The sequence below is a fragment of the Stenotrophomonas pictorum JCM 9942 genome (genome assembly GCF_001431585.1).
GTDB classification, from domain to species: Bacteria; Pseudomonadota; Gammaproteobacteria; order Xanthomonadales; family Xanthomonadaceae; genus Stenotrophomonas; species Stenotrophomonas pictorum.
Genome location: NZ_LLXS01000044.1, coordinates 1 through 24,188, shown reverse-complemented (window position 1 = coordinate 24,188; position 24,188 = coordinate 1). Strand labels below are relative to the sequence as shown.

The following is a 24,188-nucleotide window of genomic DNA, read 5'->3' as shown; positions in this document are numbered from 1 at the left end:
AGGCGGGCTTTTGCTTTTTGCGTCCGCTTCCCCGCACCATGCGCGGCCGCAGTTCCACAACCACCAACCGCCCACTGCAGATCCCGCGCATGACCAGACCGGCCACGTTCTTCTCCATCCAGGCGCTGCGCGGTATCGCCGCACTGATGGTGGTGCTGTTCCACCTGCGCATCGTCGAGGGCAAGTATGGCCAGGACGGCAACCTGCTCGGCGCGATGTTCGCCTACGCCGACAGCGGTGTGGATCTGTTCTTCGTGCTGTCCGGCTTCGTGATGACCAGCATCGCCGCCGGCAGCTATGGCTTGCCCCGCAATGCCGGCGACTTCCTCGCCCGCCGTGGCTGGCGCGTGCTGCCGCTGTACTGGTTCTACACCACGCTGGTCGTGGCCCTGATGCTGCTGATGCCGGGCATGGCCAACAGTGCCTACCAGGACCAGAGCATCCTCGCCTCCTATCTGCTGTGGCCGCAGGCGCAGCTGCCGCTGCTGACCGTGGGCTGGACACTGATCCACGAGGCATTCTTCTACCTGCTGATGGCGGTGGCGATCGCGTTCGCGCGAGAACGGCAATTGCCGTGGCTGTTGCTGGGCTGGGCGGCGGCGACCCTGCTGGCCCACGGCATGTTGGGCGCCGGCATCGCGCCCTGGGCCGCCGTCGCGTCCAGCCCGTTGAGTCTGGAGTTCATCGCCGGTGGATTGATCGGGCTGTACTGGCGCCGTCTGCCGGTCGGCTTCGCGCTGCCGCTGCTGTTGGGCGGTGCTGTGCTGCTGGTCGCGGCGATGCTGCACCTGGCCGCGGCTTATCCCGAACATCCGCCGGTACTGCGCCGGGCACTGCTGTTCGGCGTTCCGGCCGCGTTGCTGGTGCTCGGTGCGGTGCGCTGGGAGCATGCACGCCAGCCACGGCTGCCGGCCTTACTGCTGGCAGTTGGCGACAGCTCCTATTCGCTGTACCTGGGCCACGTGTTCGTGATCTCGGCAACCGGCCGCCTGTGGCAGGCCAGCGGTTTGAACCATGCGCCGTGGCAGCATGCGCTGTTCATCGCGCTGACGGTGGTGGTCTGCGTCATCGCCGGCTGGCTGTCGTGGAGATGGCTGGAGCTGCCGCTGCACCGCTGGACCCGCACACGCAAGCCTTCGGCACGCACGCTGCAGGCCGCACAGGAATAAGCGGTACGCACCGGGACAGCGGAAAATACAAATTGCGAATCATTCTCATTCATGATGTAATCACGGCTTCCTGATCACTCCCACCCGCCACTTGTCTCCCCAACGCGCCTCCGCCAACGCCGTGCAGCAACAGGCCAACCGTGGCTTCTGGTTGCGCACCTTGCATCAATGGCACTGGATCAGCTCGGCGGTGTGCCTGATCGGCATGCTGCTGTTCTCCCTCACCGGCATCACCTTGAACCACGCCTCGAAGATCGAGGCCACCCCGCAGGTGCACAACCACAAGCTCGAACTGTCCGCGCCGCTGCTCGAAGCGTTGGGCGCGCGCGAGGAAGGCAATGCGCCGTTGCCGGGCAAGGTCGCCGACTGGCTGTCGCGCGAGCTGGATGTCTCCCTGGGCAAGCGCGAGGCCGAGTGGTCGGCCGAAGAGATCTACCTGTCCATGCCCGGCCCCGGCAGCGATGCCTGGCTGAGCATCGACCGCGAAACCGGCGCGGTGGAGTTCGAGAAGACCCGCCGCGGCTGGATTTCCTATTTCAATGACCTGCACAAGGGCCGCAACGCCGGCCCGGGCTGGGGCTGGTTTCTGGATCTGTTCGCGGTGGCCTGCCTGGTGTTCTGCATCACCGGCCTGTTCCTGCTGCATCTGCATGCGCGGCAGCGGCGCATGACCTGGCCGCTGGTCGGGCTGGGCCTGCTGATCCCGCTGCTGATCGCCCTGCTCCTGATCCATTGATCCCGCTCTCCCCTAGAACGCATCCCTCCCCGGAGTCGCACCATGCGCGTCACCCTGACCATCGCCCTGAGTGGCCTGATCGCCACCGCTCCGGCCGCCTACGCCGCCAGCCTCGACGTCAACGTCGAAGTGCCTAAGCTCAACGTGGCCGAATACCACCGCCCGTATGTGGCGGTGTGGATCGAAGGCGCGGACCAGAAGGTCGCCGCCAACCTGTCGGTCTGGTACCAGCTCAAGGACACCGCCGAGGGCCATGGCACCAAGTGGCTGCCGGACCTGCGCCAGTGGTGGCGCAAGAGCGGCCGCACCCTGCAGGTGCCGGTGGATGGCGTGACCGGCCCGACCCGCCCGGTCGGCAAACACCAGCTCAGCTTCAGCGACCGCCAGCCGCAACTTCGCGACCTGCCCGCCGGCCAGTACACGCTGGTGGTGGAAGCCGTACGCGAGGTGGGTGGCCGCGAGCTGGTCAAGATTCCCTTCAGCTGGCCAGCCCGCAGTGTGCAGAACGGCCGTGCCCAGGGCACTTCCGAGCTGGGCACGGTCACCCTCGCCGTCAAACCCTGATTCGCCCTACTACCGGAGCCAACCGATGAAGCGTTCCCTCCTGCTTGCCGCCACCATCGCCGCAGCGCTGCCCTTCTCCGCCGCCGCCCACAAGGCCTGGCTGCAGCCGTCGCAGACCGTGATCGCCGGTGCCAACCCGTGGATCACGGTGGACGCGGCCGTGTCCAACGACCTGTTCTATTTCAACCACGTGCCGCTGCGCATCGACAATCTGCTGATTACCGCGCCCGACGGCAGCAGCGTGCAGCCGCAGAATGTGGCCACCGGCAAATACCGCAGCGTGTTCGACGTAGAGCTGACCCAGCCCGGCACCTACCGTCTGGCCAACGTCAACGCCGGGCTGATGGCCAACTGGCAGGAAGACGGCAAGCCCAAGCGCTGGCGCGGCACCCCGGAGAAGTTCGGCGCCGAAGTGCCGAAGAACGCCAAGGACCTGAAGGTCTCCGAGACCGCCGGCCGGGTCGAAACCTTCGTCACCAACGGTGCCCCGAACGCCACCGCGCTCACGCCGACCGGCAAGGGCATGGAGATGGTCGCCCTCGGCCACCCGAACGATCTGTTCAGCGGAGAGGAAGCCACCTTCCGCCTGCTGGTGGATGGCAAGCCGGCCGCCGGCCTGGAAGTGGAGATCACCCGCGGCGGCACCCGTTACCGCAACGCGCAGGAAGAGATCAAGGTCACCACCGATGCCAGCGGCGAGTTCGCCGTCACCTGGCCGGAAGCGGGCATGTACTGGCTGGAAACCGGCAGCGAAGACAACAAGACCTCGGTGCCGCAGGCCAACGTGCGCCGCCTGAGCTACGTGGCCACGCTGGAAGTGCTGCCGCAGTAAGGACTCCAGGCCCGGTCGCCACGGCGCGCCGGGCCGCTCTCTCCATGTCTAGCCAATCCGACATCGCCGCCCTCGGCGGCCACACCATGGGTACCCGCTGGAGCGTGAAGCTGGTCGCCCCGCGCCGCCGCGACCTGCATCCGCTGCATGCCGGCATCCAGGCAGAGCTGGACCGGGTCGTGGCGCAGATGAGCACCTGGGAAACCGAGTCGGACATCAGCCGCTACAACCGCGCCGCCGCCGGCAGCTGGCAGCGGCTGCCGGAAGACTTCTGGCAGGTGCTGGTCGCCGCGCATGATATCGCCGAACGCAGCGATGGCGCGTTCGATCCGAGCATCGGCCCGCTGGTCGCACTGTGGGGCTTCGGTGCCCAGGCCGGCGCGCAGCGTGTTCCCGATGCCGCGCAACGGGCCGAGGTCGCCGGCCGCTGCGGCTGGCACAAGCTGCAACTGGATGCACCGGCGCAGGCCGCGCTGCAGCCCGGCGCGCTGCAACTGGACCTGTCGGCCATCGCCAAGGGCTATGGCGTGGATCTGGTCAGCCGCTGGCTGCGCCGCAACGGCGTCGAAGCGGCGCTGGTCGAAGTGGGCGGCGAGCTGCACGGCTACGGTCGCAAGCCCGACGGCCAGCCGTGGCGGGTGCTGGTCGAATCGGCTCCGGAAGAAGACGCCGGCGCCGACTATCCACCGCGGGTGCTGGCCTTGGATGATCTGGCCATCGCCACCTCCGGTGATCGCTGGCATCACTATGAACAGGACGGCATTTCCTACAGCCACACCCTTGATCCACGCACGCACGCGCCGGTAACCCGCGCCGCCGCGGCGGTGACGGTGATCGAGCGCGAAGCGATGCGCGCCGATGCCTGGGCCACTGCACTGACGGTGATGGGCGCAACACAGGGGCTGGCATTCGCCACCGATCATGGCCTGGCCGCACGCTTCCTCACACGCGGCCCGCACGGTCTGGAAGAAACCATGACGGCGGCGTTCCAGCAGCACCTGGACGCAGACACGCAATGAGTGCTCCACGCGTGAACCGCCCACTGATTGGCAACCTCGCCGTTGGCCTGGTGCTGGTGCTGATCGCCGTGTTGCTGCTGCGTCTGCATCTGGGCGAGAGCTGGTGGCTAGCCGCGCCCCTGCCCGCACAGTGGTTCACCGCGCTGGCTGCCGCCGCCATCTATGCCATCGCCTGCGCGGCGCTGTGGTGGCGCGTGCGCTCGCGCAAGGACGTTGCCAGCGGTGACGGCGAGCCGCCGCTGCTGGTGGTCTGGGCCAGCCAGACCGGTTTTGCGCGGCAGCTGGCCGAACGCAGTGCAGACAGCCTGCGCGCCGCCGGCCACACCGTCCGCGTGCGCGCGCTCGACCAGGTCGATGCCGCCCTGCTCGCCCGCATCCGCACCGCGCTGTTCGTCGCCAGCACCACCGGCGAAGGCGATCCGCCCGACCATGCCCTGGCCTTTCTCAGCCGGGTGATGCAGAACGCCACGCCACTACCGCAGCTGCAGTACGCGGTGCTGGCGCTGGGCGACCGCACCTATGACCATTACTGCGCCTTCGGCCACCAGCTCGACAACTGGCTGTGCGAACAGGGCGCGCGGGCGCTGTTCGATACCGTGGACGTGGACAACGCCGATGCGGACGCGCTGCGCCACTGGCAGCAGCTGCTCGGCCAGCTCGGCGGCGATGTCGCCCACCTGCCGGACTGGGCTCCGCCGCAGTACCAGCAATGGCGTTTGCAGCAGCGGCAGGCGCTCAATCCGGGCAGTGTCGGCGGCACCGTCTTCCACCTGAAGCTGCAACCCGTCGCCGGGGAACTGCCGGCATGGCAGGCCGGTGATATCGCCGAAATCGGTCCGCGCCACAGTGCCGGCACCGTCGCGCAATGGATGCATGCGCACGGCCTGCCGGTCACCGCCACGCTGGCCGATGGCCGCCCGCTGCAGGAGGTCCTCGCCGCGTGCCACTTGCCCGAACAGATCGACACCGGCGACCTCGCGGCGCTGGCCGCGGCGCTCAAACCGTTGCCGCATCGCGAATACTCCATCGCCTCGATGCCCTCGGAGGGCTCGTTGCAGCTGCTGCTGCGGCGCCAGCGGCGACCGGACGGCCAACCGGGACTGGCCAGCGGCTGGCTGTGCGACTACACCACGCCCGGTGATGTCATCGACCTGCGTCTGCGCGGCAACGCCAACTTCCATCCGCCGGCAGCGGAGGCGCCGCTGATCCTGGTCGGCAACGGCACCGGTATCGCCGGCCTGCGCGCGCACCTGCGCGCCCGCGTCGAGGCCGGTGCGCGCCGCAACTGGCTGCTGTTGGGCGAGCGCAATGCCGCCCACGATTTCCACTTCGGCGACGAGCTGCGGCAATGGCAGCGCGAGGGCTGGATCGAACGGCTGGATACGGTTTTCAGTCGCGATGGCGGCCGCTTCCATTACGTGCAGGATGCGCTGGCCGCCCATGCCGATGCGCTGCGCGACTGGGTCGACCAGGGCGCGACGATCCTGGTCTGCGGCAGCCTGCAGGGCATGGCGCCGGCGGTGGATGCGGTGATCGCCGATGCCCTCGGCAGCGACGCACATGAAGCCCTGCGCATCGCCGGCCGCTATCGCCGCGACGTGTACTGAGCCAACCCGGCCAGCGCGCTCAGATGTGGTGCAGCCGTTGCCGGAGGATCCGCGCCAGCGCCAGCGGCTGGTTGCGCCACGTCAGGGTTTCACCCTTCAGCGGATGATCCAGTACCGCGAGGAAAGCCTCCCGCATTGGGAAGGCGCCGCCTTCATGCCGCCGGTGACACCCGGATCGCCAACAGCTCGCCGCCGCCATTCAAGGCGAACCGTGTGCGTACACCGGCGGCGAGCCAGGCGGTGTCGCCGGCGGCCAGGGGCGGCAGGGTGTTGCCTTCGAACTCGGCTTGTCCGGCCAGCAGATGGACCGCCCAGGCCACCTGCGGCTCGGTGAAGAACAGCATGCTGCCGACCAGCGGCCGGTGCAGCAGCTCGGCCTGCAGCGCGTCGCGGCGCCACATCAGGTTGAAGTCGCTGGTGGTGCCGTCGACCAGCTCGCCGCTGATTTCAGCTTCGCCGGCAAACCGCAGACGTTGATACGGCGGCAACAGCGTTTCACAGCGGCCATCGGCAAAGCGCAGCCGCAGACCTTCGCCCTGCAGCAGCACCAGCTCGCGCTCGACACCGGGGAAGGCGGAAAAGGCCGCATCCTGCTCGATCTCGGCGATCGACAGCCGCAGCTGCCAGTCGTCGCCCTGTCCGGGCAGACGCAGGATCTCGCGGGTCCAGCCCAGGCCGTTGCGCCAGCGTTCGCGCCGGTAGTCGACGGTGGGGATGACGCGGGAGGGAGCAGTCAGAATTTCCATCGCGGCATGATGCCAGCATCCGGCACTGCTGTAGGAGCGACACAAGTCGCGACAGCTTTTGTCGATAAAGCCCGGTCGCGACTTGCATCGCTCCTACAACGACGGCGGTTACTTCGGCATCGCGAGATTCTCGGCAGCCAACGGCTTGCCTGCGCGGGGCGTGGTGGCGATCACCGCATCGGCCGGCAGCGCGCTGCCGTGCTCCAGCCGCGCCTGCACGCGATCCAGCGCCGCATAGACGTACGGCAGCAGCGGCAGGTAGCGCGAACCGTAGTCGGGCAGGCCGAGGAAGCCGTCAAAGTGCTGCACGTGTTTGACCTGCCAGTAGTTGACCTCACGCCCGGCGGCCTTGGCCGAGGCCACATAGGGCGCGCTGCTGAAAGCCGGCGGGATCAGGCCGTCGTCGGTGCCATGCACCACCATCACCGGCAGGCCCTGACGCGGCAGCCCGGCACGGGTCGCCGCGATACCGGCCTGCACGCGGCCGGCCGCCTCGCCCTGCCCGTCCCACAGCCCACGCAGGCACTTCAGGCCGGCGTAGGTCAGGTCAGGCAGCTGCACCTTGCTGTCGAGCAGCCCGACCCCGGCACCGGGCGGAATGCCGCTGCCATCGGCGATCCACGCCGCACGCTCGGCGGCGCTGGCCACGCGCGGGGAGAAATCCGGATTCTGCGCGGCAAAGCTGAAACCGCACGGGTGTTCGCCCACGCCGTAGCGGCCGTAGGCCGAGGCATAGGTCGCGGCGACCGCGCGCCACAGGTCGAAGCCGGTGGACAGCGCGCCAGCGCGCAACGCCTCATCGGTCCAGCCCTTGCTGCGCATCAGTTCATAGGCCGCTCTGGCCTGCGCCGCCGGCGTGGCCCCGCCGATGACACCTTCGGCCGCCAGCGTGGCGCAGCGCAGCGCGGCCCCGGCTTGCAAGGCGGCAGTCAGTGGCGGCTGCGGCAGATCGTCCATATGCAGCTGCGCGCACGGCATCAGCAGCGCCGCCTCGGTGGTGTAGTCGTACAGCGCGCGCGAACCCGGGCCATCGGAATAGACACTCGGCTCGCCGGCTACCACCGCGTCCAGCCAGTCGCCCTCCATTTCCGCCGCGCGCAGCACCGCGCCACCGCCGTTGGAAATCCCCACGGCGATGATGCGGGTGTTGTCGAAGGTGAACGGCGCGGCCTGCGGATACGCCTGTTCCAGCGCCAGCAGCGCGTACTCGGCCGCCTGCTTCACATGGCGCCCCCAATCGGCCTCCGGGTTGTCCTTGGAATGGGCGTGCTTGAACGCCACGCCCGAGGCGTTGACCGGGGCATCCGGCACGAACGCCAGATCGGCCGCCTCGCCCAGCGCACCGACCGTGCCGTTGGCGCGGACACCGATCTGCGCGTCCAGGTCGTAGTAATCGCTGCCGGCACCCTTGTCGGTGTAGACCACCGCACAGCCCTTGGGCAGACCCCACGCCGCCGCCACCGACACCGCGCCATAGATGCCGCGCGAACCGGAGGCCGGAGCGACCAGCACACAGCGCTTGCTCAGATTGAAATTGTCCGGCACCTGCGCCAGCACGCGGTGCGGCTGGCGCGCATCGGGCAGCCGCGCATAGGCCGAGTACTCGCGACCGGGCACGCTTTCAAGACTGCCGAACAGCTCGCCATAGCCACCGCCGGGCGCCAGGTCGGCGATACCGCGCCAGCTGCCCCACAGCGCGCGCCGACGCAGCTCGTCCGGCGTCGGTGCAGTGGCATCGGCGAAGGCCGGCGGCACCATGCTGCGCAGGCCGGTCAGGCCCAGGCCGGCGGTGAGCAGGTCGTCACTGCCGCGATGCTCGCTGCGCAGTTCGTTGCTGAACATGGAGGACTCCACGGGCTGGGAGACCGGGCCGCTGGCGCAGGAGGCCAGGCTCAGTCCGACGAATAGGCCGCAGGCGGCACGCAACAGGGATTGGCTCATGGATGCACCCTAGCAGAGCGGCCGCAGCCGTCTCATCGTACTTAAGTACCACGCGCGAGCCACGTCGCGGCTGCTACGTTTCCTGCCATTCCCCCTATCCCCGGAGTTTCCCCATGGACCGTTTCCTGCAAGGCCGCACCGCACTGGTGACCGGCAGCACCTCCGGCATCGGCCTGGCCATCGCCCAGGCGCTGGCGGCCGCCGGCGCGCGCGTGGCGGTCAACGGTCTGGGCACGCCCGAGCAGATCGCCAGCGCGCTGGCCAGCGTCGCTGCCACCGGCAGCGAGGCGCGGCATTTTGCCGCCGACCTGCGTCGTGCCGATGAGATCGGCACCCTGCTTGACGCGGTGCAGGCCTGGGGCGCGATCGATGTGCTGGTGAACTGTGCCGGCATCCAGCACGCCGCGCCGCTGGCCGAGCAGCCCGCGCAGAAGTGGGACGACATCATCGCGCTCAACCTCAGCGCCGCCTTCCACACCATGCAGCAGACGCTGCCGGGCATGGCCGAACGCGGCTACGGCCGGGTGGTCAACATCGCCTCGGTGCACGGGCTGGTGGCCTCGAAGAACAAGGCGCCGTATGTGGCCAGCAAATTCGGCATCGTCGGCCTGAGCAAGGTTGCCGCACTGGAATACGCCAGCGCCGGCAGCCGCGACAGCGGTGGCGTCACCGTCAACTGCGTGTGCCCGGGCTGGGTGGAGACGCCGCTGATCGAGCCGCAGATCCAGGCCCACCGCAACGGTGGCAGCCGCGAGGACGGCGTGCGTGCGTTGCTGGAAGAGAAGCAGCCGAGCCTGCGCATGTCCCTGCCCGAGGACATCGCGTCGATGGTGGTTTGGCTTTGCCGCCGCGAGGCCCACAATGTCACCGCCGCCGCCCTGCCCATGGACGGAGGCTGGACCGCCCAGTAACCCGAACCGTGACCATGCCGACCCTGCTGATTGCCGACGACCACCCGCTGTTCCGCGCCGCACTGCGTCAGGCCGCCAGCGAAGCCATGAGTGATTTGCAGGTGCGCGAGGCCGAATCGCTGGACGGGGTGCTGGCCGCGCTCGATACCGCACCGGAAACCGACCTGATCCTGCTGGACCTGCACATGCCCGGCAACCACGGGCTGGCCGGGCTGGCGGCGATCCGCGCGCAGCATCCGGGAGTGGCGGTGATCGTGGTTTCGGCCAATGACGATCCGCGCGTGGTGCGCCGCGCGCTCGATCACGGCGCGGCCGGCTACCTGCCCAAGAGTTCGGGCCTGAACGAACTGCGCGAAGCCATCCGCTGCGTGATGGCCTGCGAGCAGTGGCTGCCGGCCTCGCTGCGCGCGGCGGTGTCGCGCGCGCAATCCTCCAGCCACGACAGCGAACTGGCAGCGCGCTTGGCCAGCCTGTCGCCGCAGCAGTTCCGGGTGCTGGTGCTGGTTGCGCAGGGCCTGCTCAACAAGCAGATCGCCGACCGCCTGGAGGTGCAGGAACGCACGGTCAAGGCGCATCTGTCGGCGATCTTCGAGCGCCTGGGCGTGCGCAACCGCACCCAGGCCAGCGTGGTGCTGCGCGAGCTGGAACTGAGCGATCCGGCGCGCCAGATCGAGGCCTGAGCGGCCTCCTCCCTCAGCTGCCGCGCAGCAGCCGGTGCAGCAACATGCCGACCAGCATCGCCGGCACGAACCACAACGCCTCCGGTGAGGCCACGCCCAGGCCGACCAGCGCCGGGCCCGGGCAATAGCCGGCCAAGCCCCAGCCGATGCCGAACAGGGCCGCGCCCAGCAGCAGCGGACGGTCCAGGGTGCGCAGCGAAGACAGCTGGAAGCTGCCGGCAAACACCGGCGCCGGCCGCTTGAGCACGAAGCGGAACAGCACCAGCGTGGTGGTCACCGCCCCGCCGAGCACGAACAGCAGCGCCGGATCGAAATCCCCGGCGATATCCAGAAAGCCCAGGATGCGCAGCGGATCGGTCATGCCCGATACCGCCAGGCCCAGACCGAACAGCGCGCCGGACAGCAACGCGGCGAACAGGGTGCGGGAGGAATTCATGCCAGATGCCTCACAACAAAAGTGGTGACGATCGCGGTGGCCATGAAGGTCAGCACCGCCGCGAAGGAACGCGGTGACAGCCGCCCCAGTCCGCACACGCCATGGCCGCTGGTGCAGCCGTTGCCCATGCGGGTGCCAAAACCGACCAGCAGGCCGGCAACGACCAGCATCCACACCGGAAAGCCCTGCCGTGGCGTATAGGCCCCGGGTACCAGCAGCAGCCACGCCGCACCGGCACCGATCAGCCCGAGCAGGAACAGCACCCGCCAGGCGGTTTCGCCGGCGCGCGGCAGCAGCACGCCACCGACGATGCCACTGATGCCGGCGATACGGCCGTTGAGCCACAGCAGCAGGGTCGCCGCCAGGCCGATCAGGATGCCGCCGGCCAGCGGCGTCAGCCAGGCGCTCATGCTTGTGCTCCCAGCTGGTTCAGCGGCAGGCGGAAATAGCGGATGCCGTTGGCGTCGGGCTCGGGCAGGCGCCCCCCGCGGATGTTCACCTGCAGCGCCTGCAGGATCAGCCGCGGCGGCGCCAGCGTGGCGTCACGTTGCTGGCGCATGCGCACGAAATCGGCCTCCTGCACACCATCTTTCAGATGCACGTTGTGCTCAAGCTGGTGCGCGGCGCTGGTCTGCGGTTCGGGCGCCCGGCGGTCACCCGGATAGTCGTGGCACAGGAAGATGCGCGTGTTCGCCGGCAGCGCCAGGATCGTCTGGATCGAGGCGTACAGCCGGTGCGCGTCACCGCCGGGGAAGTCGGTGCGTGCCGTGCCGGTTTCCGGCGCGAACACGGTGTCACCGATGAACGCGGCATCGCCGATCACATAGGTCAGGCTGTCATCGGTGTGCCCGGGGGTGGCGATCACCCGCGCCTGCAGGTCACCGATACTGAAACGGTCACCGTCGGCGAACAGCCGGTCGAACTGGCGGCCGTCGGCGACGAACTCCTCGCCCAGCCCGAACAGTTCCTTGAAGCGCTGCTGCACCTGGATGATGCCCCGCCCGATCGCCACCGGCGCCTGCAGTTCGTCGGCGAGGAAGCCCGCGGCGCTGAGATGATCGGCATGGGCGTGGGTTTCCAGGATCCACTCGACGCGCAGGCGCTGGGCGCGGACGAAGGCCAGCACCGCCTCGGCCGAGCGGGTGGCGATACGTGCACCGGCCGGATCGTAGTCCAGCACCGGATCGATGATCGCCGCCGCACCGCCCGCGCCCTCGTGCACCACGTAGGTGAAGGTGCCGCTGTCCTTGTCGAAGAACGGTTCGACCTGGGGGGAAGCCATGACTGTCTGGGACATCGAAGCCACCATTTGCCTTTTTGTTTAGTAAATACTAAATTAGATCATCCTAAAAATAAGAGCAAGCCCCGGTGTCGATCCCTGCCGCAGCACCGCCGAGCAACCAGGACTACGAACAGATGGGCGTGCATGCCGAACAGGCGGCACGTCTGCTCAAATCGCTGGCCCATCCAGCCCGGCTCAGGGTGCTGTGCCGGCTGGTGGAAGGCGAAGCCTCGGTGGGCGAACTGCAGGCGCTGGGGAATCTGTCGATGTCAGCGCTGTCCCAGCACCTGGCAGTGCTGCGCGAACAGGCGCTGGTGCTGACCCGTCGCGACGCACAGACCATCTTCTATTCGCTGGCCGAGAGCCCGGCACTGGGCGTGATGCAGGCGCTTCACGCGGCCTACTGCGGCGCACACGCCAGCGCGGACAGGCCGCACCGCTGAGCCCTGCCCTACTCATCCCCCGCCCAACCCAAGGAAACCACCATGTCCGCCACCCCGTCCTACACCGAGCTGACCCGCGACATCTCGCGCAATCTCACCGCGCTGCGCACCCACAACAGCGAAGTGATGCAAGGCTTCAACGCCATGGCCAAGGCCGCGATGGCGCCCGGTGCGCTGGATGAGAAGACCAAGGAGCTGATCGCCATGGCCATCGGCGTGGCCAACCGCTGCGACGGCTGCCTGGGCTTCCATGCCAAGGCGCTGGTACGCCTGGGCGCCACACCGGAAGAGTTCCGCGAGATGCTGGGCGTGGCGGTCTACATGGGCGGCGGCCCGTCGCTGATGTATGCGGCCAACGCCTTGGCCGCCTATGAAGAGTTCAGTAACGCGACCGGCGCCGCCTGAACCCGACGCAAGCGGCCCGGCCTGGCGGTCGGGCTGCTGCGATGCCACCTGTCAGGTGACCACCGCCAGCCGGTGCGAGGCCAGCAGGCGGTCCATGATCGACTTCAATGCCAGTGGCCGCACCGGCTTGTGCAGCAGGGTCAGACCCAGCTCCATCACCTCGCGGCGCGTGGCCAGACTGTCATCGGCGCTGAGAATCAGCGTTGGCCGCGGTCCGAAGCGCTCGCCCAGCCGCGCCTGCAGCGCGGTGCCGGTATCGCCGTCATCCAGGTTGTAGTCGAACAGCCACAAGCTCGCCGCCTCGCGCTCCATCGCCGCCACCGCCTGCGCCTCACCGGCCGCCTCGGCCACCGTGTAGCCCCAGCCGCGCAGCAGTGTCGCCAGCGCCTGCAACGCCATCGGATCGTTGTCCACCACTAGCACCGGCAGTCCGCTGCCGGGCGCCGGGCGCGGCAACGGCGGCGATGGCATCGGCACCGGCCGTGACACGGCCGGCAGCGTCACTCCGAACACGGTGCCATGGCCGACCCGGCTGCGCAGCGACAGCGGCGCATCAAGCAGGCCGGCAATGCGGTCGGCGATCGCCAGTCCCAGTCCCAGCCCCTGTCCGGCGGCATCCTCGCCACGGCGGAATTCCTCGAAGATCGCCGCGCGTTCGGAATCGGCAATGCCCGGCCCGGTGTCATGCACCTCCACCCGCAGCGTCTGCCCGTGGCGACGTACGCCCAGCAGCACGCCCCCACGGGCGGTATACCGCACCGCGTTGGCCAGGAAGTTCTGCAGCACCCGCCGCAGCAGCTGCGGATCGCTGTGCACCCAGGCGCCGGTGGAGACGTAACCGAAGCGCAGCCCGCGCGCGTTGGCCAGCGCGCGGAATTCCGAGGCCAGCGGATCGAGCACTTCGGCCAGCGGCAGCGCGCGCGGCTGGGGTACCAGCCCCCCGGCCTCCAGGCGCGACATGTCGAACAGGCCGGTCAACAGATCGGTGGTGGAATCCAGCGCGCCGCGGATCTGCACCACCGCCTGCTTCTGCTGCGGCGCTTCCACCTGTTGCGCCAGCGTGTCGGTAAACAGGTGCGCAGCATGCAGCGGCTGCAGAAGATCGTGGCCGACCGCGGCCAGGAAGCGGCTTTTGGCATCGTTGGCGCGCTCGGCCTCGCGCTTGGCCGATTCCAGCAGCGCGGTGCGCTCACCAACGCGCTGCTCCAGCGTCTCGTTGCTGCGTTTGAGTTCGCGCTCGTTGCGGCGGAATGCGGTGACATCGGTGAAGGTGGCCACGAAGCCGCCCCCCGGCATCGGGTTGCCGCGGATCTCGACGATGCTGCCATCGGGAAATACCCGCTCGGTCAGGTGTGCGGTGCCGGCACGCATGAAGGCCAGACGCCGCTCGGCGGCTTTTTCGCCCTGCCCGCGCGCCGGCATCCGCTCCAGTGCCCACGCGGTGAGATCGCCGATCGGCCGCCCGACCTGCAGCAGCTCCTCCGGAAAGCTGAACATGCGCGCATAGCGCCGGTTCCATGCCACCAGCCGCTGCTCGCGGTCGATCACGCTGATGCCCTGGCTCATGTTCTGCAGCGCCGCCTGCAACACCTGCTGGTTGAAACGCAGATCCAGTGACGCTTCGCTGACGATCGCCGCCACCGTGGCCAGCTGTCCGCTTTCCTTGCGCGCTGCATCCAGCAGCAGCCGCGCCGACGCCGCACCCAGCACCGCCGACAGCTCGCGCTCGATCTGCGCCTCGATCGACGCCGGTACCGCGCCGTTGCGCGGCGCCTCGGCCAGCAGCAGTTCCACCCGCTCGTGCGGCAGGAACCGGCGACCGGCATCACGCAGAGTATCGGCATCCAGATTGCGGCTGGCGCGATGCGGGGTGTCGCGCCGCCACACCATCGCCAGCAGCGTCACCGCCGTCCCCACAAAGAAACTGGCCCCCACCGCGCGGCCCAGCGGGCTCCAGCCGGTGAGGCCGAACAGCGCTTCCGGCGCCAGCCAGTGCCAGCCGAAGGGCCCGTGCGCCAACCACGACGGCGCATGTCCGCCGCCTTCCAGCAGCGACGGCACCAGCAGCACCCACGCCCAGGTGACGAAACCGGCCAGCACCCCGGCAATGGCCGCGCGCGGCGGCGTCTGCGGCCGCCAGATCGCAAACCCCAGCACTGGCAGCAGGGTGGCCAGCGCCGAGAACGACACCGCACCGATATCGGCCAGCACGTTGCCACCGCCGATCAACCGGCTGTAAGCCCAGGCCAGCAGCATGATCACGCAGATGCCGGTGCGCCGCAGCCACAGCAGCTCGCCGCGGTGGTCGCCGCCGCCGGCGCGCGCCCACACCCCGCGCAGCAGCCCCGGCGCGAACCAGTGGTTGCCGATCATCAGGCTCAGCGTCAGCGTGCTCACCACCACCATGCCGGTGGCTGCGCTCAGGCCACCGAGGAATGCGAACAGCGCGATACCCTCATGGCCGGCGGCGAATGGCAGCGCCAGGGTGTACATGTCGCTGGGCACCGTATCGCCCAGCAGCGCGGTGCCGGCGCGGGCCAGCGGCAGGATCGGCAACGCGATCAGCAGCAGGTACAGCGGAAACAGCCAGCGCGCGGTGCGCACATCGGCCGGATCCCGGCACTCCACCACCCCGACATGGAACTGGTGCGGCAGCAGGAACATCGCCAGTCCGCCCAGCAGCACCAGCGGGACGAAACCGCCGGCCGGGGCCGGGGCCGGCGAAGGGGATGGCGCCACGGCGGCCGCCGGCAGATCCCCCAGCCCGAACCAGACAAACGCGCCCAGCGCCAGCATCGCGGTGAGCTTGAACAGCGACTCCACCGCCATCGCCAGCACCAGCCCGCGGTTGTGTTCGGAAACACTGGCCCGGCGCGCACCAAACAGCATCGCGAACAGCGCCATCGCCAGCGCCACATACAGCGCGCTGTCGTGACACAGCGCCCCGCCCTGGCCGGCATCGGCGGAGCGGAAGGTGATCATGCTGAAGCTCATCGCCACCGCTTTGAGCTGCAGCGCGATATAGGGAATCAGGCCCAGCACCGTCACCAGCGTGACCGTGGCCGCCAGCCATGCATCGCGTCCCAGCCGTGCGGCGATCAGGTCGGCCAGCGAGGTGGCGTTGGTCTCGCGCGCCAGCCGCACCAGCCGCACCATCACCCCCATGGCCAGCGCATAGAACAGGATCGCGCCGACGAAGGTCGGCGGCAGCGGCCAGCCATAGCGCTTGGCCTGGGTCACCGTGCCGTAGAAGGTCCACGAGGTGCAGTGCACCGCCAGCGACAGCGCATACACATGCCGCCAATGCCGTGCGAACGCGGCCGGACGCCGCTCGCCGTACAGCGCCGTGCCGAACATCAGCGCCAGCCAGGCCAGCCCCGCCAGCGCCACCGTGACCAGACTCAACATGCCTGCCGCATCCCCTTGCCGTTGATCGCCCCCATCGGCGGAGGCGGACACAGAATACGAGAGCGGCGGCATGCCGTCAGACATGCCGCCGCCCGAGGTTGCTTCCGATCAGCCGATCAGAAGTTGTAACGCACCGACATGTACCAGTTGCGCGGCAGACCGTAGTAGGCGGTCTGGATGTTGCCGACGCTGGCGAACTCCTGGCCTTCGGTCTTGTACTGCTTGTCGGTCAGGTTGCGCACACCGGCGCGGATCTGCCAGGCCATCTGCGGCGAATCCCACACGCCGTAGGCGCCGACCAGCGTATAGGCGTCCTGGCTGAGCACTGCACGGTTGTCCACCGACAGCCAGGTGTCACCCCGGTAGGAGACATCCCCGCCGAAGGTCAGGTTGCCGTTGTCACCCAGCGAGAACACATGCTGCAGGGCGACGCGGGCGGTCCAGTCCGGCGAGAACGGCACGTGGTCGTGGCTCACGTTCGGATCGAAACCCGGGTAGGACGGATCCAGGCGGAAGTCCTCGAACTTGTCGTACTTGGCGTCCATCCAGCCCAGCTGCGCGCTCAGCGTGGTGGCCTCGCCCAGCAGCGCACTGCCTTCCAGCTCGATGCCCTTGATGTTGAGCTTGGCCGCGTTGAGCACCGGGAAGGTACCCACGTCCTGCGACACACGGGCCTGGAAGTCGCTGTAGTTGCTATAGAACGCCGCCGCGCTGCCGCGGAAACGGCGGTCGGCTGAGCTGCCCTTCAGGCCCAGCTCGTAGGTCCACACGTATTCCGGATCGAACTTGGCGTTCTGGGTGTCATAGACGGTATTGGCGCGGCCATTGAAGCCGCCCGACTTGAAGCCGCGGTTGGCCGACACATAGCCCATCAGGTCGTCGCTGAATTCCTTCTGCAGGCTGACCGACGGCGTTACCGCCGTCCACGAGGCCCTGGCATCGAACGCCACCGTTCCATTGAGGCTGGCGAACGGGGCACCCCAGAAGGTGCTGGTGGAGCGTTCGTAATCCTTTTTGTCCTTGGTCCAGCGCACGCCGGCGGCCACGGTCCAGGTCGGTACGAACTCCCAGTTCAGATGGGCGAACGCGGCGGTCGAGGTGGTGCTCAGGTCGTCCCGGATCGTGCGCAGGAACGGCACCTTGGCGCCCAGGAAGGAGAACAGGTCATCGGCGTAGGCTTCCTGGTACGACGGCACGTTCTCCTTCATGTAGTACGCACCGAAGGTGGCATGCACGTTGGAACCGTTGTCGTAATGCAGCTGGAACTCCTGGCTGCGCTGGTCCTGGTCCAGCGCCACCAGCACGTCGCCCAGTTCGTATTCGGAGGCGTCGATGTCGATGTACGACTGGGTCTTGAGCTTGCGGTAGGAACTGATGCTCTTGAGCATCCACTGTTCATTGATGTCCCAGTCCATCGCCAGCGACGCACCGGAGTGCTTCAGGTACTGTCCCTGGCCATCGGTGAACGAGGTCTGCGCACGACGGTTCCATTCACCGGTTTCGCCCGGCTGCAGCACGATCACGCCGGCCGGGGCCAGACTGGTCTGCAGCAGCGGCGCCATCGGCCGGCCCAGCGTCAAGGCCGCATCCTGCCGGGTGGTATCCAGCGACAGCACCGCACTGAAATTGTCGGTCGGCTTGAATGCCAGCTTCAGGCGCAGCGCCTCGGTGTCGTCATCGTTGTAGTGCTTGCCGGTAACGGCATCCTTCACGTAGCCGTCGTTGGTGATCTTGGCCCCGGCGATGCTGGCAGCCACGGTGTCACTCAACTTGCCCGACACATAGAAGCGGCCTTCCAGACGGCCATAGTCACCGGCGGTGACTTCCACCGCGCCGCCTTCGTTGTCGAACGGATTCTTGGTGGTCAGCTTGATCGCGCCACCGGTGGAGTTCTTGCCGTACAGGGTGCCCTGCGGGCCGCGCAGCACTTCCAGCTGCTGGATGTCGAACAGCGAGAACAGTGCACCGTTGATGCGCGAGTAGTAGACGTCATCGACGTACATGCCCACGCCCGGATCGAAGGTCTGCAGCGCGTCGGGCTGGCCGATGCCGCGGATGAAGACGTTGACACTGTTGGCCGAACCACGGCCCTGGGCGATGTTCATGTTCGGAACGGCGCCCTGCAGCCCTTCCACGGTCGAGGCCTGCAGATCCTTGATCTGCTCCTCGCCGAAGGCGCTCACCGCCACCGGCACGTCCTGGATGGACTCGCTGCGGCGGCGTGCGGTGACGGTCACCTCGTCCAGCTGCGTGGCCTGGGTGCCGGCTGGTACGGCCTTCTGTTCCTGTGCCTGCACGAATGCGGCCGGCGCCAGCAGGATGCCACCGATGGCCATGCTCAGATACTTGCGCTTCATTGTCTCCCTCCTCCCGGGTATGACGTAGCGGCATGCGGATGCCGCCATGCTGCGCACGTTAACGGGACGTTAGGCGGCCGCGTATCGTCCCTTCGTACAGTGGGCCGCCCGGTCCGGGCTGCGGATACTCGCCGGCAACGTGATTGGCCGGGAGCCGTGGATGTCGTTTCTGATCGTATTGGCGGCCCTGTGCTTCCTGATGTTCGTGGCCTACCGTGGCTACAGCGTGATCCTGTTCGCGCCGGTGGCGGCGCTGGGCGCGGTGCTGCTGACCGATCCGTCGCTGGTCCAGCCGATGTTCACCGGGCTGTTCATGGACAAGATGGTCGGGTTCCTGAAGCTGTACTTCCCGGTGTTCCTGCTCGGCGCGGTGTTCGGCAAGCTGATCGAGATCTCGGGTTTTTCCAAATCCATCGTCAGTGCGACCATCAAGCTGGTCGGCGCACAGCGGGCGATGCTCTCCATCGTGCTGGTCTGCGGTCTGCTCACCTACGGCGGCGTGTCGCTGTTCGTGGTGGTGTTTGCGGTCTACCCGTTCGCCGCCGAGCTGTTCCGCCAGAGCAATATCCCCAAGCGGCTGATTCCCGGCACCATCGCGCTGGGCGCCTTCACCTTTACCATGGACGCGCTGCCGGGCACGCCGCAGATCCAGAACATCATTCCCAGCAGCTTCTTCGGCACCACCAGCTGGGCCGCACCGACGCTGGGCGTGATTGGGACGGTGATCATCCTGGCGCTGGGCATGGGCTATCTGGAATGGCGCCGCCGCGCCGCAATGGCCGCCGGCGAAGGCTATGCCGGCAGCGCGCCGCTGCTCAACGAACCGGAGCCCTTCCGCGGCGAAGCGCTGGCCCATCCGGCGGTGGCGCTGCTGCCGCTGTTGCTGGTCGGCGTTTCCAACTACCTGTTCACCCGCTGGATTCCCGGTTTCTACGGTGAAAGCCAGTCCTTCATCCCGGCGGTGATCGGCAATCCGGCACCGGTGGTCCAGGAAGTGTCGAAGATGGCCGCCATCTGGGCGGTACAGGGCGCGCTGCTGGTGGGCATCCTCAGCGTGATCGCCTTCGCCTGGAAGCCGGTGGTCAGCGCGTTTGCCGAGGGCACCAAGTCGGCCATCGGCGGCGCCATGCTGGCCTCGATGAACACTGCCTCGGAATATGGTTTTGGCGCGGTGATTGCCGCCCTGCCCGGCTTTCTGGTCGTGGCCAACGCGCTGGGCTCGATCCCCAATCCGCTGGTCAACGAAGCGGTGTCGGTGACGGCGATGGCCGGTATCACCGGCTCGGCCTCCGGCGGCATGTCCATCGCGCTGGCGGCGATGGCCGACAGCTTCATCGCCAACGCACAGGCCGCCGGCATTCCGATGGAGGTGCTGCACCGCGTGGCGGCGATGGCCTCCGGCGGCATGGATACCCTGCCGCACAATGGCGCGGTGATCACCGTGCTGGCGGTGACCGGCCTGACCCATCGCCAGTCCTACAAGGACATCTTCGCCATCACCGTCATCAAGACCCTGGCGGTGTTTGCGATCATCGGCGTCTACTACGCCACCGGGCTGGTCTGATCCGGCGCTGAGCTCGCCCTGGCTCCCAGGGCGTGCACCATCCGGGTCAGCCACAGACCGTCGCCATGGGGACGGCTCTGCCATCGCGCGTCGGGAATCGTGCAGACACGCCGGCCACGTGCCGGCCTGCGCATTGGTATCACCCGGGCAATCGCTGCGCCAGCGCGCCGCCTCCCCATGCTGGCCAGATGCACCGGTCCGGACGCAGGGGCTCCCATCCCCGGGCACCGCTGCCCCCTATCGGCCGCCTGGCAGATCCACGCTCCGCCGCCTGCATAAGCCCCAAAAAAAATCGCCCGGCTGCACGTCACTGTGCATCACCAGGCGATCTCTACATCCATGTTGGCATCCTGCCTTCCCCCGGCATCCTGCCTGTGAGCATCCGGCTCGATCGGGCTCCCTGGACCACCTGTCCCTCTGTGGTCTCATGCGATTCCGTTCCGCTCAGCGCCGCTCTATCGGTCTGGCAGCCGCCGTCGTGGCAGCCTTCTTGGCGGGGGCAGCTCCGGCCCCCACTTCGATCTGGTCCCGATTCCGTTCGACCGTCTTCAATCCGATCCCCTTGACCAGCGCCAGTTCCTCGACGCTTTTGAAGGGTCCGTTTGCCTGTCGGTGATCGACGATTGCCTGCGCCTTCGCTGGGCCGACATTCACCAATACCCGGTCCAGCTCCGCCGCAGAGGCGGTATTGATGTCGACCTTGTCCGTGGCATACGCCGATGCGGTCAACAACAACGCCAGAACCAATGACTTGAGCGTCACGGTAAAAAGCTTCATCGCTGCATTCCTTGTGGTTTGGATTGGAGTTGCCGGCATCCCCGCCGGCCAGACCAGTGTCCCGCGCCACGTGAACACAGCGTATCCGTCACACCGCTGTGACACAGCCAGCGAACTACCCGATCGCGTGTAGGAAAAACCCTACAAGCCGTCGGCGTAGAATGGTTGCACCTGACATTGCTACCGGAGTTCCAGATGGACAGCGCCAAGATCGGCCAATTTCTCAGCGACAAGTGGGACACCGATATCGTCCCGCAACTGGTCGATTACATCCGCATCCCCAACAAGTCGCCGATGTTCGACGCCAATTGGGTCGCCAATGGCTACATGGACCAGGCGGTGGACCTGATGGAGCGCTGGGCCAAGGCACAGAACATCCCCGGTCTGCTGGTCGAAGTGGTCCGCCTGGAAGGCCGTACTCCATTGATCTTCCTGGAAATCCCGGCAACCGGCCCGGAAACCGGCGACGACACCGTGCTGCTCTACGGTCACCTGGACAAGCAGCCGGAAATGACCGGCTGGGACGACGACCTCGGTCCGTGGAAGCCGGTGCTGCGCGGTGACAAGCTGTACGGCCGCGGCGGTGCCGACGACGGCTACGCGATCTTCGGCTCGCTGGCCGCCATTCTCGCGCTGCAGGAACAGGGTCTGCCGCACGCCCGCTGCGTGATCCTGATCGAGGCCTGCGAGGAATCCGGTTCCTACGATCTGCCGGCTTACGTCGACCACCTGGCCGAGCGTATCGGCCAGCCGTCGCTGGTGGTGTGCCTGGATTCGGGCTGCGCCAACTACGACCAGCTGTGGTGCACCACCTCGCTGCGCGGCCTGACTGGCGGCAACTTCACGGTCAAGGTGCTCAACGAGGGCGTGCACTCCGGCGATGCCTCCGGTGTGGTGCCGTCCAGCTTCCGCCTGCTGCGCCAGCTGCTGTCGCGCATCGAGGACGAGAACACCGGCCGCATCCTGCTCGACGGCCTGCACACCGAGATCCCGGCCGAGCGCCTGGAACAGGCCAAGCGCGCCGCCGACGTGGTCGATACCGCCATCTTCGACAAGTTCCCGCTGGTCGACGGCCTCAAGCCGATGAGCGATGAGCTGACCGAACTGGTGCTCAACCGCACCTGGCGCCCGGCGCTGTCGGTCACCGGCATCGGTGGCATGCCGCCGCTGGAATCGGCGGGCAACGTGCTGCGTCCGGAAACCTCGGTGAAACTGTCGCTGCGCCTGCCGCCCACCGCCAATGGCAAGGCCTGCGGCGAACTGCTGAAGGAAGCCCTGCTGCGTGACCCGCCGAACGGTGCCCACGTCAGCCTGGAGCTGGAAAAGGCCTCCACCGGCTGGAACGCGCCGGCGATGGCGCCGTGGCTGGAGAAGTCGATCGACGATGCCAGCCAGGCGTTCTTCGGCAAGCCGGCCATGTACATGGGCGAAGGTGGCTCGATCCCGTTCATGGGCATGCTGGGCGAAAAGTTCCCGGGTGCGCAGTTCATGATCACCGGCGTGCTGGGCCCGCATTCCAATGCCCACGGTCCGAACGAGTTCCTGCACATCCCGATGGGCAAGCGCGTCACCTCCTGCGTGTCCAAGGTGCTGTTCGACCACCACGCCGCCAGCCTGCGTGGCGAGACCAGCGGTTCGCCGGTGGCTGCCGACAGCGGCACCCGCCACGGCGGCCACGGCTGCTGCTGAGCGCCTGAGCGCTTGATGACGGACGCAGCCTTGCCTTGCTAGGCTGCGTCTTTCTTTATGGCAGGCGGGCACATGAGCGGACTGTTTGGCAGCGACAGCTGGCTGTACATCATCCTGATCGGCTTCGTTGTCGGCCTGCTCGGGCGCTTTTTCATGCCCGGCAACAACCGCATGGGCTGCCTGCTGACCCTCGTGCTCGGCATCGCCGGGGCGGTGTTCGCCGGCTGGTTCGGTCGCGAGATGGGCTGGTACACCGCCGGGCAACCGGCCGGTTTCCTCGGCGCCATCCTCGGCGCCGTCGCCATCCTTGCGCTGTTGCGCCTGGTCAGCGGCAAGCGCTGAGTCCTGACTCCTTTTGCGCCTGTCCCACCGGGCAGGCAACCCTCTGCCTGATGACCCCTGATATCTCCTCCGAAGATCTCCGCGCGCAGCAACGTCTGGACTGGGCGCGTCATGCGCTGGGCGATGCCACCGCCACCGTGCATCGCGCCTCCGTCGATGCCGGCTTCCGCAGCTACTGGCGCAGCCAGGGCACCGGCGCCAGCCGCATCGTGATGGACTCGCCGCCGGACAAGGAGGATGTGCGTCCGTGGCTGCGCATCCATGACCTGTTCCAACACCATGGTGTGCGTGTGCCGCAGGTGCTGCAGCGTGACGTGGACAACGGTTTCCTGCTGCTGGAAGACCTCGGCGGTCCGACCCTGGCGCTGGTCCTGGACGCGGACAACGCCGATGCGCATTTCGATGCGGCGATCAGCCAGCTGCTGGCGATCCAGCGGATCCCCGCACCGGCGGGGATGGGCGAGTTCGGCGAGGCCCTGCTGCAACGCGACGCGGGGCTGTTCGAGGAATGGTTCCTCGGCCGCCACCTCGGCATCACCCTGGACTGCGACCAGTCCGAACAGCTGGAGCTGGTGCAGCGCCGGCTGATGGACAACGCCCACGCACAGGCCCGCGTGCTGGTGCACCGCGACTTCATGCCGCGCAACCTGATGCCGGTGGCAGACGGCCCGGCGGTGCTGGATTTCCAGGACACGGTACGCGGACCGGTGGCCTATGACGCGATCAGCCTGTTCAAGGACGCCTTCCTCAGCTGGCCGCTGCAGCGCGTGGACGGCTGGCTGACGCACTACCACCAGCGCGCGCAGGCCGCCGGCATCCCGGTGCCACCGCTGCCGGTGTTCCTGCGCGATGCCGACTGGATGGGCGTGCAGCGCCATCTGAAGATCCTGGGCATCTTCGCGCGGCTGCATTACCGCGACGGCAAATCCAAGTACCTCGCCGACGTGCCGCGCTTCATCGCCTATCTGGAAGAAGTGCTGCCGCGTCATCCGCAGCTGGCGCCACTGGCCGCGCTGCTGGAGTCGCTGATCAAACCTGCATTGGCGGCCCGGGAAATCCCATGAAATCCCTGATTTTTGCGGCAGGGCTGGGCGAGCGCATGCGCCCGCTCACCGACCACACGCCCAAACCGCTGCTGGCCGTAGCCGGCAAGCGGCTGATCGAATGGCATCTGCAACGCCTGGCCGCGCTCGGAATCCATGAGGTGGTGATCAACACCAGTTGGCTGGCCGCGCAGTTTCCACAGCAACTCGGCGATGGCAGCCGTTGGAATCTGCGGC

General features: G+C 67.8%; 23 protein-coding genes. 15 read left to right on the top strand and 8 right to left on the bottom strand.

Annotation, left to right across the window (positions count from 1 at the left end):
- Window positions 1-89 precede the first annotated feature (89 nt).
- The 6 genes from ARC78_RS12720 to ARC78_RS12695 all read left to right on the top strand — a co-directional run bounded on the left by ARC78_RS12720 (window position 90) and on the right by ARC78_RS12695 (window position 5,927).
- Window positions 90-1,169, top strand: a complete 1,080-nt coding sequence (locus tag ARC78_RS12720; RefSeq protein ID WP_157722794.1) for an acyltransferase family protein — start codon at window positions 90-92, stop codon at window positions 1,167-1,169.
- 91 nt (window positions 1,170-1,260) lie between these two features.
- A complete protein-coding gene (locus ARC78_RS12715) occupies window positions 1,261-1,905 on the top strand; it encodes a PepSY-associated TM helix domain-containing protein (RefSeq protein ID WP_425480566.1) in 645 nt (214 codons plus the stop codon).
- A gap of 42 nt (window positions 1,906-1,947) precedes the next feature.
- Complete coding sequence (locus tag ARC78_RS12710) at window positions 1,948-2,469, top strand: DUF2271 domain-containing protein (protein WP_054658271.1); 522 nt, start codon at window positions 1,948-1,950, stop codon at window positions 2,467-2,469.
- Window positions 2,470-2,494: 25 nt separating this feature from the next.
- Complete coding sequence (locus tag ARC78_RS12705) at window positions 2,495-3,301, top strand: DUF4198 domain-containing protein (protein ID WP_054658269.1); 807 nt, start codon at window positions 2,495-2,497, stop codon at window positions 3,299-3,301.
- Between the two features lie 44 nt (window positions 3,302-3,345).
- Window positions 3,346-4,320 (top strand): FAD:protein FMN transferase, encoded by a 975-nt coding sequence (locus ARC78_RS12700; RefSeq protein ID WP_096144972.1) that lies wholly within the window; start codon window positions 3,346-3,348, stop codon window positions 4,318-4,320.
- Window positions 4,317-5,927, top strand: coding sequence for a sulfite reductase subunit alpha (locus ARC78_RS12695; protein ID WP_057506425.1), 1,611 nt, complete (start codon window positions 4,317-4,319; stop codon window positions 5,925-5,927). The genes ARC78_RS12700 and ARC78_RS12695 overlap by 4 nt, the downstream gene beginning before the upstream one ends.
- A 152-nt stretch (window positions 5,928-6,079) precedes the next feature.
- On the opposite strand, the gene ARC78_RS12690 is transcribed toward ARC78_RS12695, so the two are convergent.
- Together ARC78_RS12690 and ARC78_RS12685 are read right to left on the bottom strand one after the other, a co-directional pair.
- Window positions 6,080-6,673, bottom strand: a complete 594-nt coding sequence (locus ARC78_RS12690; RefSeq protein ID WP_054660776.1) for a HutD/Ves family protein — start codon at window positions 6,671-6,673, stop codon at window positions 6,080-6,082.
- A 108-nt stretch (window positions 6,674-6,781) separates the two neighbouring features.
- Entirely contained in the window at window positions 6,782-8,614 is a 1,833-nt protein-coding gene (locus tag ARC78_RS12685) for a D-(-)-3-hydroxybutyrate oligomer hydrolase (protein WP_241772741.1), read from the bottom strand.
- Window positions 8,615-8,727: 113 nt separating this feature from the next.
- Here ARC78_RS12685 and ARC78_RS12680 point away from each other — a divergent pair, with 113 nt between their 5' ends.
- Window positions 8,728-9,525, top strand: coding sequence for a 3-hydroxybutyrate dehydrogenase (locus ARC78_RS12680; RefSeq protein WP_057506424.1), 798 nt, complete (start codon window positions 8,728-8,730; stop codon window positions 9,523-9,525).
- A gap of 14 nt (window positions 9,526-9,539) precedes the next feature.
- Window positions 9,540-10,205, top strand: coding sequence for a response regulator transcription factor (locus ARC78_RS12675; RefSeq protein ID WP_054660564.1), 666 nt, complete (start codon window positions 9,540-9,542; stop codon window positions 10,203-10,205).
- Window positions 10,206-10,218: 13 nt separating this feature from the next.
- On the opposite strand, the gene ARC78_RS12670 is transcribed toward ARC78_RS12675, so the two are convergent.
- Genes ARC78_RS12670 through ARC78_RS12660 form a run of 3 tightly spaced genes read right to left on the bottom strand, consistent with a single transcriptional unit; the run spans window position 10,219 to window position 11,938 of the window.
- Window positions 10,219-10,641: a DUF6691 family protein gene (locus tag ARC78_RS12670; protein ID WP_054660562.1), complete on the bottom strand. Its 423-nt coding sequence runs from the start codon at window positions 10,639-10,641 to the stop codon at window positions 10,219-10,221.
- Window positions 10,638-11,051, bottom strand: coding sequence for a YeeE/YedE family protein (locus ARC78_RS12665; RefSeq protein ID WP_057506423.1), 414 nt, complete (start codon window positions 11,049-11,051; stop codon window positions 10,638-10,640). The genes ARC78_RS12670 and ARC78_RS12665 overlap by 4 nt, the downstream gene beginning before the upstream one ends.
- Entirely contained in the window at window positions 11,048-11,938 is an 891-nt protein-coding gene (locus tag ARC78_RS12660; RefSeq protein ID WP_096144976.1) for an MBL fold metallo-hydrolase, read from the bottom strand. Before ARC78_RS12660 ends, ARC78_RS12665 begins: the two co-directional genes overlap by 4 nt.
- A gap of 119 nt (window positions 11,939-12,057) precedes the next feature.
- Between ARC78_RS12660 and ARC78_RS12655 the strand changes: the two genes are divergently transcribed.
- Both ARC78_RS12655 and ARC78_RS12650 read left to right on the top strand, forming a co-directional pair.
- Window positions 12,058-12,366, top strand: a complete 309-nt coding sequence (locus ARC78_RS12655) for an ArsR/SmtB family transcription factor (RefSeq protein ID WP_054660536.1) — start codon at window positions 12,058-12,060, stop codon at window positions 12,364-12,366.
- 42 nt (window positions 12,367-12,408) lie between these two features.
- Window positions 12,409-12,771: a carboxymuconolactone decarboxylase family protein gene (locus ARC78_RS12650; protein ID WP_054660534.1), complete on the top strand. Its 363-nt coding sequence runs from the start codon at window positions 12,409-12,411 to the stop codon at window positions 12,769-12,771.
- A gap of 51 nt (window positions 12,772-12,822) precedes the next feature.
- Here ARC78_RS12650 and ARC78_RS12645 read toward each other — a convergent pair whose 3' ends face one another.
- Window positions 12,823-16,179, bottom strand: coding sequence for a hybrid sensor histidine kinase/response regulator (locus ARC78_RS12645; protein WP_057506421.1), 3,357 nt, complete (start codon window positions 16,177-16,179; stop codon window positions 12,823-12,825).
- 116 nt (window positions 16,180-16,295) lie between these two features.
- Window positions 16,296-18,536 (bottom strand): TonB-dependent receptor, encoded by a 2,241-nt coding sequence (locus tag ARC78_RS12640; RefSeq protein WP_057506420.1) that lies wholly within the window; start codon window positions 18,534-18,536, stop codon window positions 16,296-16,298.
- 160 nt (window positions 18,537-18,696) lie between these two features.
- Here ARC78_RS12640 and ARC78_RS12635 point away from each other — a divergent pair, with 160 nt between their 5' ends.
- The gene (locus ARC78_RS12635) at window positions 18,697-20,100 is read left to right on the top strand and encodes a GntP family permease (protein ID WP_054658611.1); all 1,404 of its coding nucleotides are present in this window, start codon (window positions 18,697-18,699) and stop codon (window positions 20,098-20,100) included.
- 444 nt (window positions 20,101-20,544) lie between these two features.
- Here ARC78_RS12635 and ARC78_RS12630 read toward each other — a convergent pair whose 3' ends face one another.
- A complete protein-coding gene (locus ARC78_RS12630) occupies window positions 20,545-20,877 on the bottom strand; it encodes a ComEA family DNA-binding protein (protein ID WP_054658609.1) in 333 nt (110 codons plus the stop codon).
- Between the two features lie 195 nt (window positions 20,878-21,072).
- Here ARC78_RS12630 and ARC78_RS12625 point away from each other — a divergent pair, with 195 nt between their 5' ends.
- From ARC78_RS12625 to ARC78_RS12610, 4 genes are all read left to right on the top strand, one after another.
- Window positions 21,073-22,566, top strand: a complete 1,494-nt coding sequence (locus ARC78_RS12625; RefSeq protein ID WP_054658607.1) for a M20 family metallopeptidase — start codon at window positions 21,073-21,075, stop codon at window positions 22,564-22,566.
- Between the two features lie 72 nt (window positions 22,567-22,638).
- Window positions 22,639-22,908, top strand: coding sequence for a GlsB/YeaQ/YmgE family stress response membrane protein (locus ARC78_RS12620; RefSeq protein ID WP_054658605.1), 270 nt, complete (start codon window positions 22,639-22,641; stop codon window positions 22,906-22,908).
- 50 nt (window positions 22,909-22,958) lie between these two features.
- The gene (locus ARC78_RS12615) at window positions 22,959-23,972 is read left to right on the top strand and encodes an aminoglycoside phosphotransferase family protein (protein WP_054658603.1); all 1,014 of its coding nucleotides are present in this window, start codon (window positions 22,959-22,961) and stop codon (window positions 23,970-23,972) included.
- Window positions 23,969-24,188 (top strand): nucleotidyltransferase family protein (locus ARC78_RS12610; protein WP_158499988.1); only part of this gene is annotated, 220 nt, incomplete at its 3' end. The genes ARC78_RS12615 and ARC78_RS12610, both read left to right, overlap by 4 nt.

Bases quoted from the DNA above. Each gene is read 5' to 3' on its own strand.
- ARC78_RS12685 (WP_241772741.1), bottom strand. From the start codon at position 8,614: ATGAGCCAATCCCTGTTGCGTGCCGCCTGCGGCCTATTCGTCGGACTG.
- ARC78_RS12630 (WP_054658609.1), bottom strand. From the start codon at position 20,877: ATGAAGCTTTTTACCGTGACGCTCAAGTCATTGGTTCTGGCGTTGTTG.
- ARC78_RS12705 (WP_054658269.1), top strand. From the start codon at position 2,495: ATGAAGCGTTCCCTCCTGCTTGCCGCCACCATCGCCGCAGCGCTGCCC.
- ARC78_RS12660 (WP_096144976.1), bottom strand. From the start codon at position 11,938: ATGTCCCAGACAGTCATGGCTTCCCCCCAGGTCGAACCGTTCTTCGAC.
- ARC78_RS12635 (WP_054658611.1), top strand. From the start codon at position 18,697: ATGTCGTTTCTGATCGTATTGGCGGCCCTGTGCTTCCTGATGTTCGTG.
- ARC78_RS12670 (WP_054660562.1), bottom strand. From the start codon at position 10,641: ATGAATTCCTCCCGCACCCTGTTCGCCGCGTTGCTGTCCGGCGCGCTG.
- ARC78_RS12700 (WP_096144972.1), top strand. From the start codon at position 3,346: ATGTCTAGCCAATCCGACATCGCCGCCCTCGGCGGCCACACCATGGGT.
- ARC78_RS12710 (WP_054658271.1), top strand. From the start codon at position 1,948: ATGCGCGTCACCCTGACCATCGCCCTGAGTGGCCTGATCGCCACCGCT.
- ARC78_RS12650 (WP_054660534.1), top strand. From the start codon at position 12,409: ATGTCCGCCACCCCGTCCTACACCGAGCTGACCCGCGACATCTCGCGC.
- ARC78_RS12690 (WP_054660776.1), bottom strand. From the start codon at position 6,673: ATGGAAATTCTGACTGCTCCCTCCCGCGTCATCCCCACCGTCGACTAC.
- ARC78_RS12680 (WP_057506424.1), top strand. From the start codon at position 8,728: ATGGACCGTTTCCTGCAAGGCCGCACCGCACTGGTGACCGGCAGCACC.
- ARC78_RS12675 (WP_054660564.1), top strand. From the start codon at position 9,540: ATGCCGACCCTGCTGATTGCCGACGACCACCCGCTGTTCCGCGCCGCA.
- ARC78_RS12625 (WP_054658607.1), top strand. From the start codon at position 21,073: ATGGACAGCGCCAAGATCGGCCAATTTCTCAGCGACAAGTGGGACACC.
- ARC78_RS12720 (WP_157722794.1), top strand. From the start codon at position 90: ATGACCAGACCGGCCACGTTCTTCTCCATCCAGGCGCTGCGCGGTATC.
- ARC78_RS12665 (WP_057506423.1), bottom strand. From the start codon at position 11,051: ATGAGCGCCTGGCTGACGCCGCTGGCCGGCGGCATCCTGATCGGCCTG.
- ARC78_RS12620 (WP_054658605.1), top strand. From the start codon at position 22,639: ATGAGCGGACTGTTTGGCAGCGACAGCTGGCTGTACATCATCCTGATC.
- ARC78_RS12655 (WP_054660536.1), top strand. From the start codon at position 12,058: ATGGGCGTGCATGCCGAACAGGCGGCACGTCTGCTCAAATCGCTGGCC.
- ARC78_RS12640 (WP_057506420.1), bottom strand. From the start codon at position 18,536: ATGAAGCGCAAGTATCTGAGCATGGCCATCGGTGGCATCCTGCTGGCG.
- ARC78_RS12645 (WP_057506421.1), bottom strand. From the start codon at position 16,179: ATGTTGAGTCTGGTCACGGTGGCGCTGGCGGGGCTGGCCTGGCTGGCG.
- ARC78_RS12695 (WP_057506425.1), top strand. From the start codon at position 4,317: ATGAGTGCTCCACGCGTGAACCGCCCACTGATTGGCAACCTCGCCGTT.
- ARC78_RS12615 (WP_054658603.1), top strand. From the start codon at position 22,959: ATGACCCCTGATATCTCCTCCGAAGATCTCCGCGCGCAGCAACGTCTG.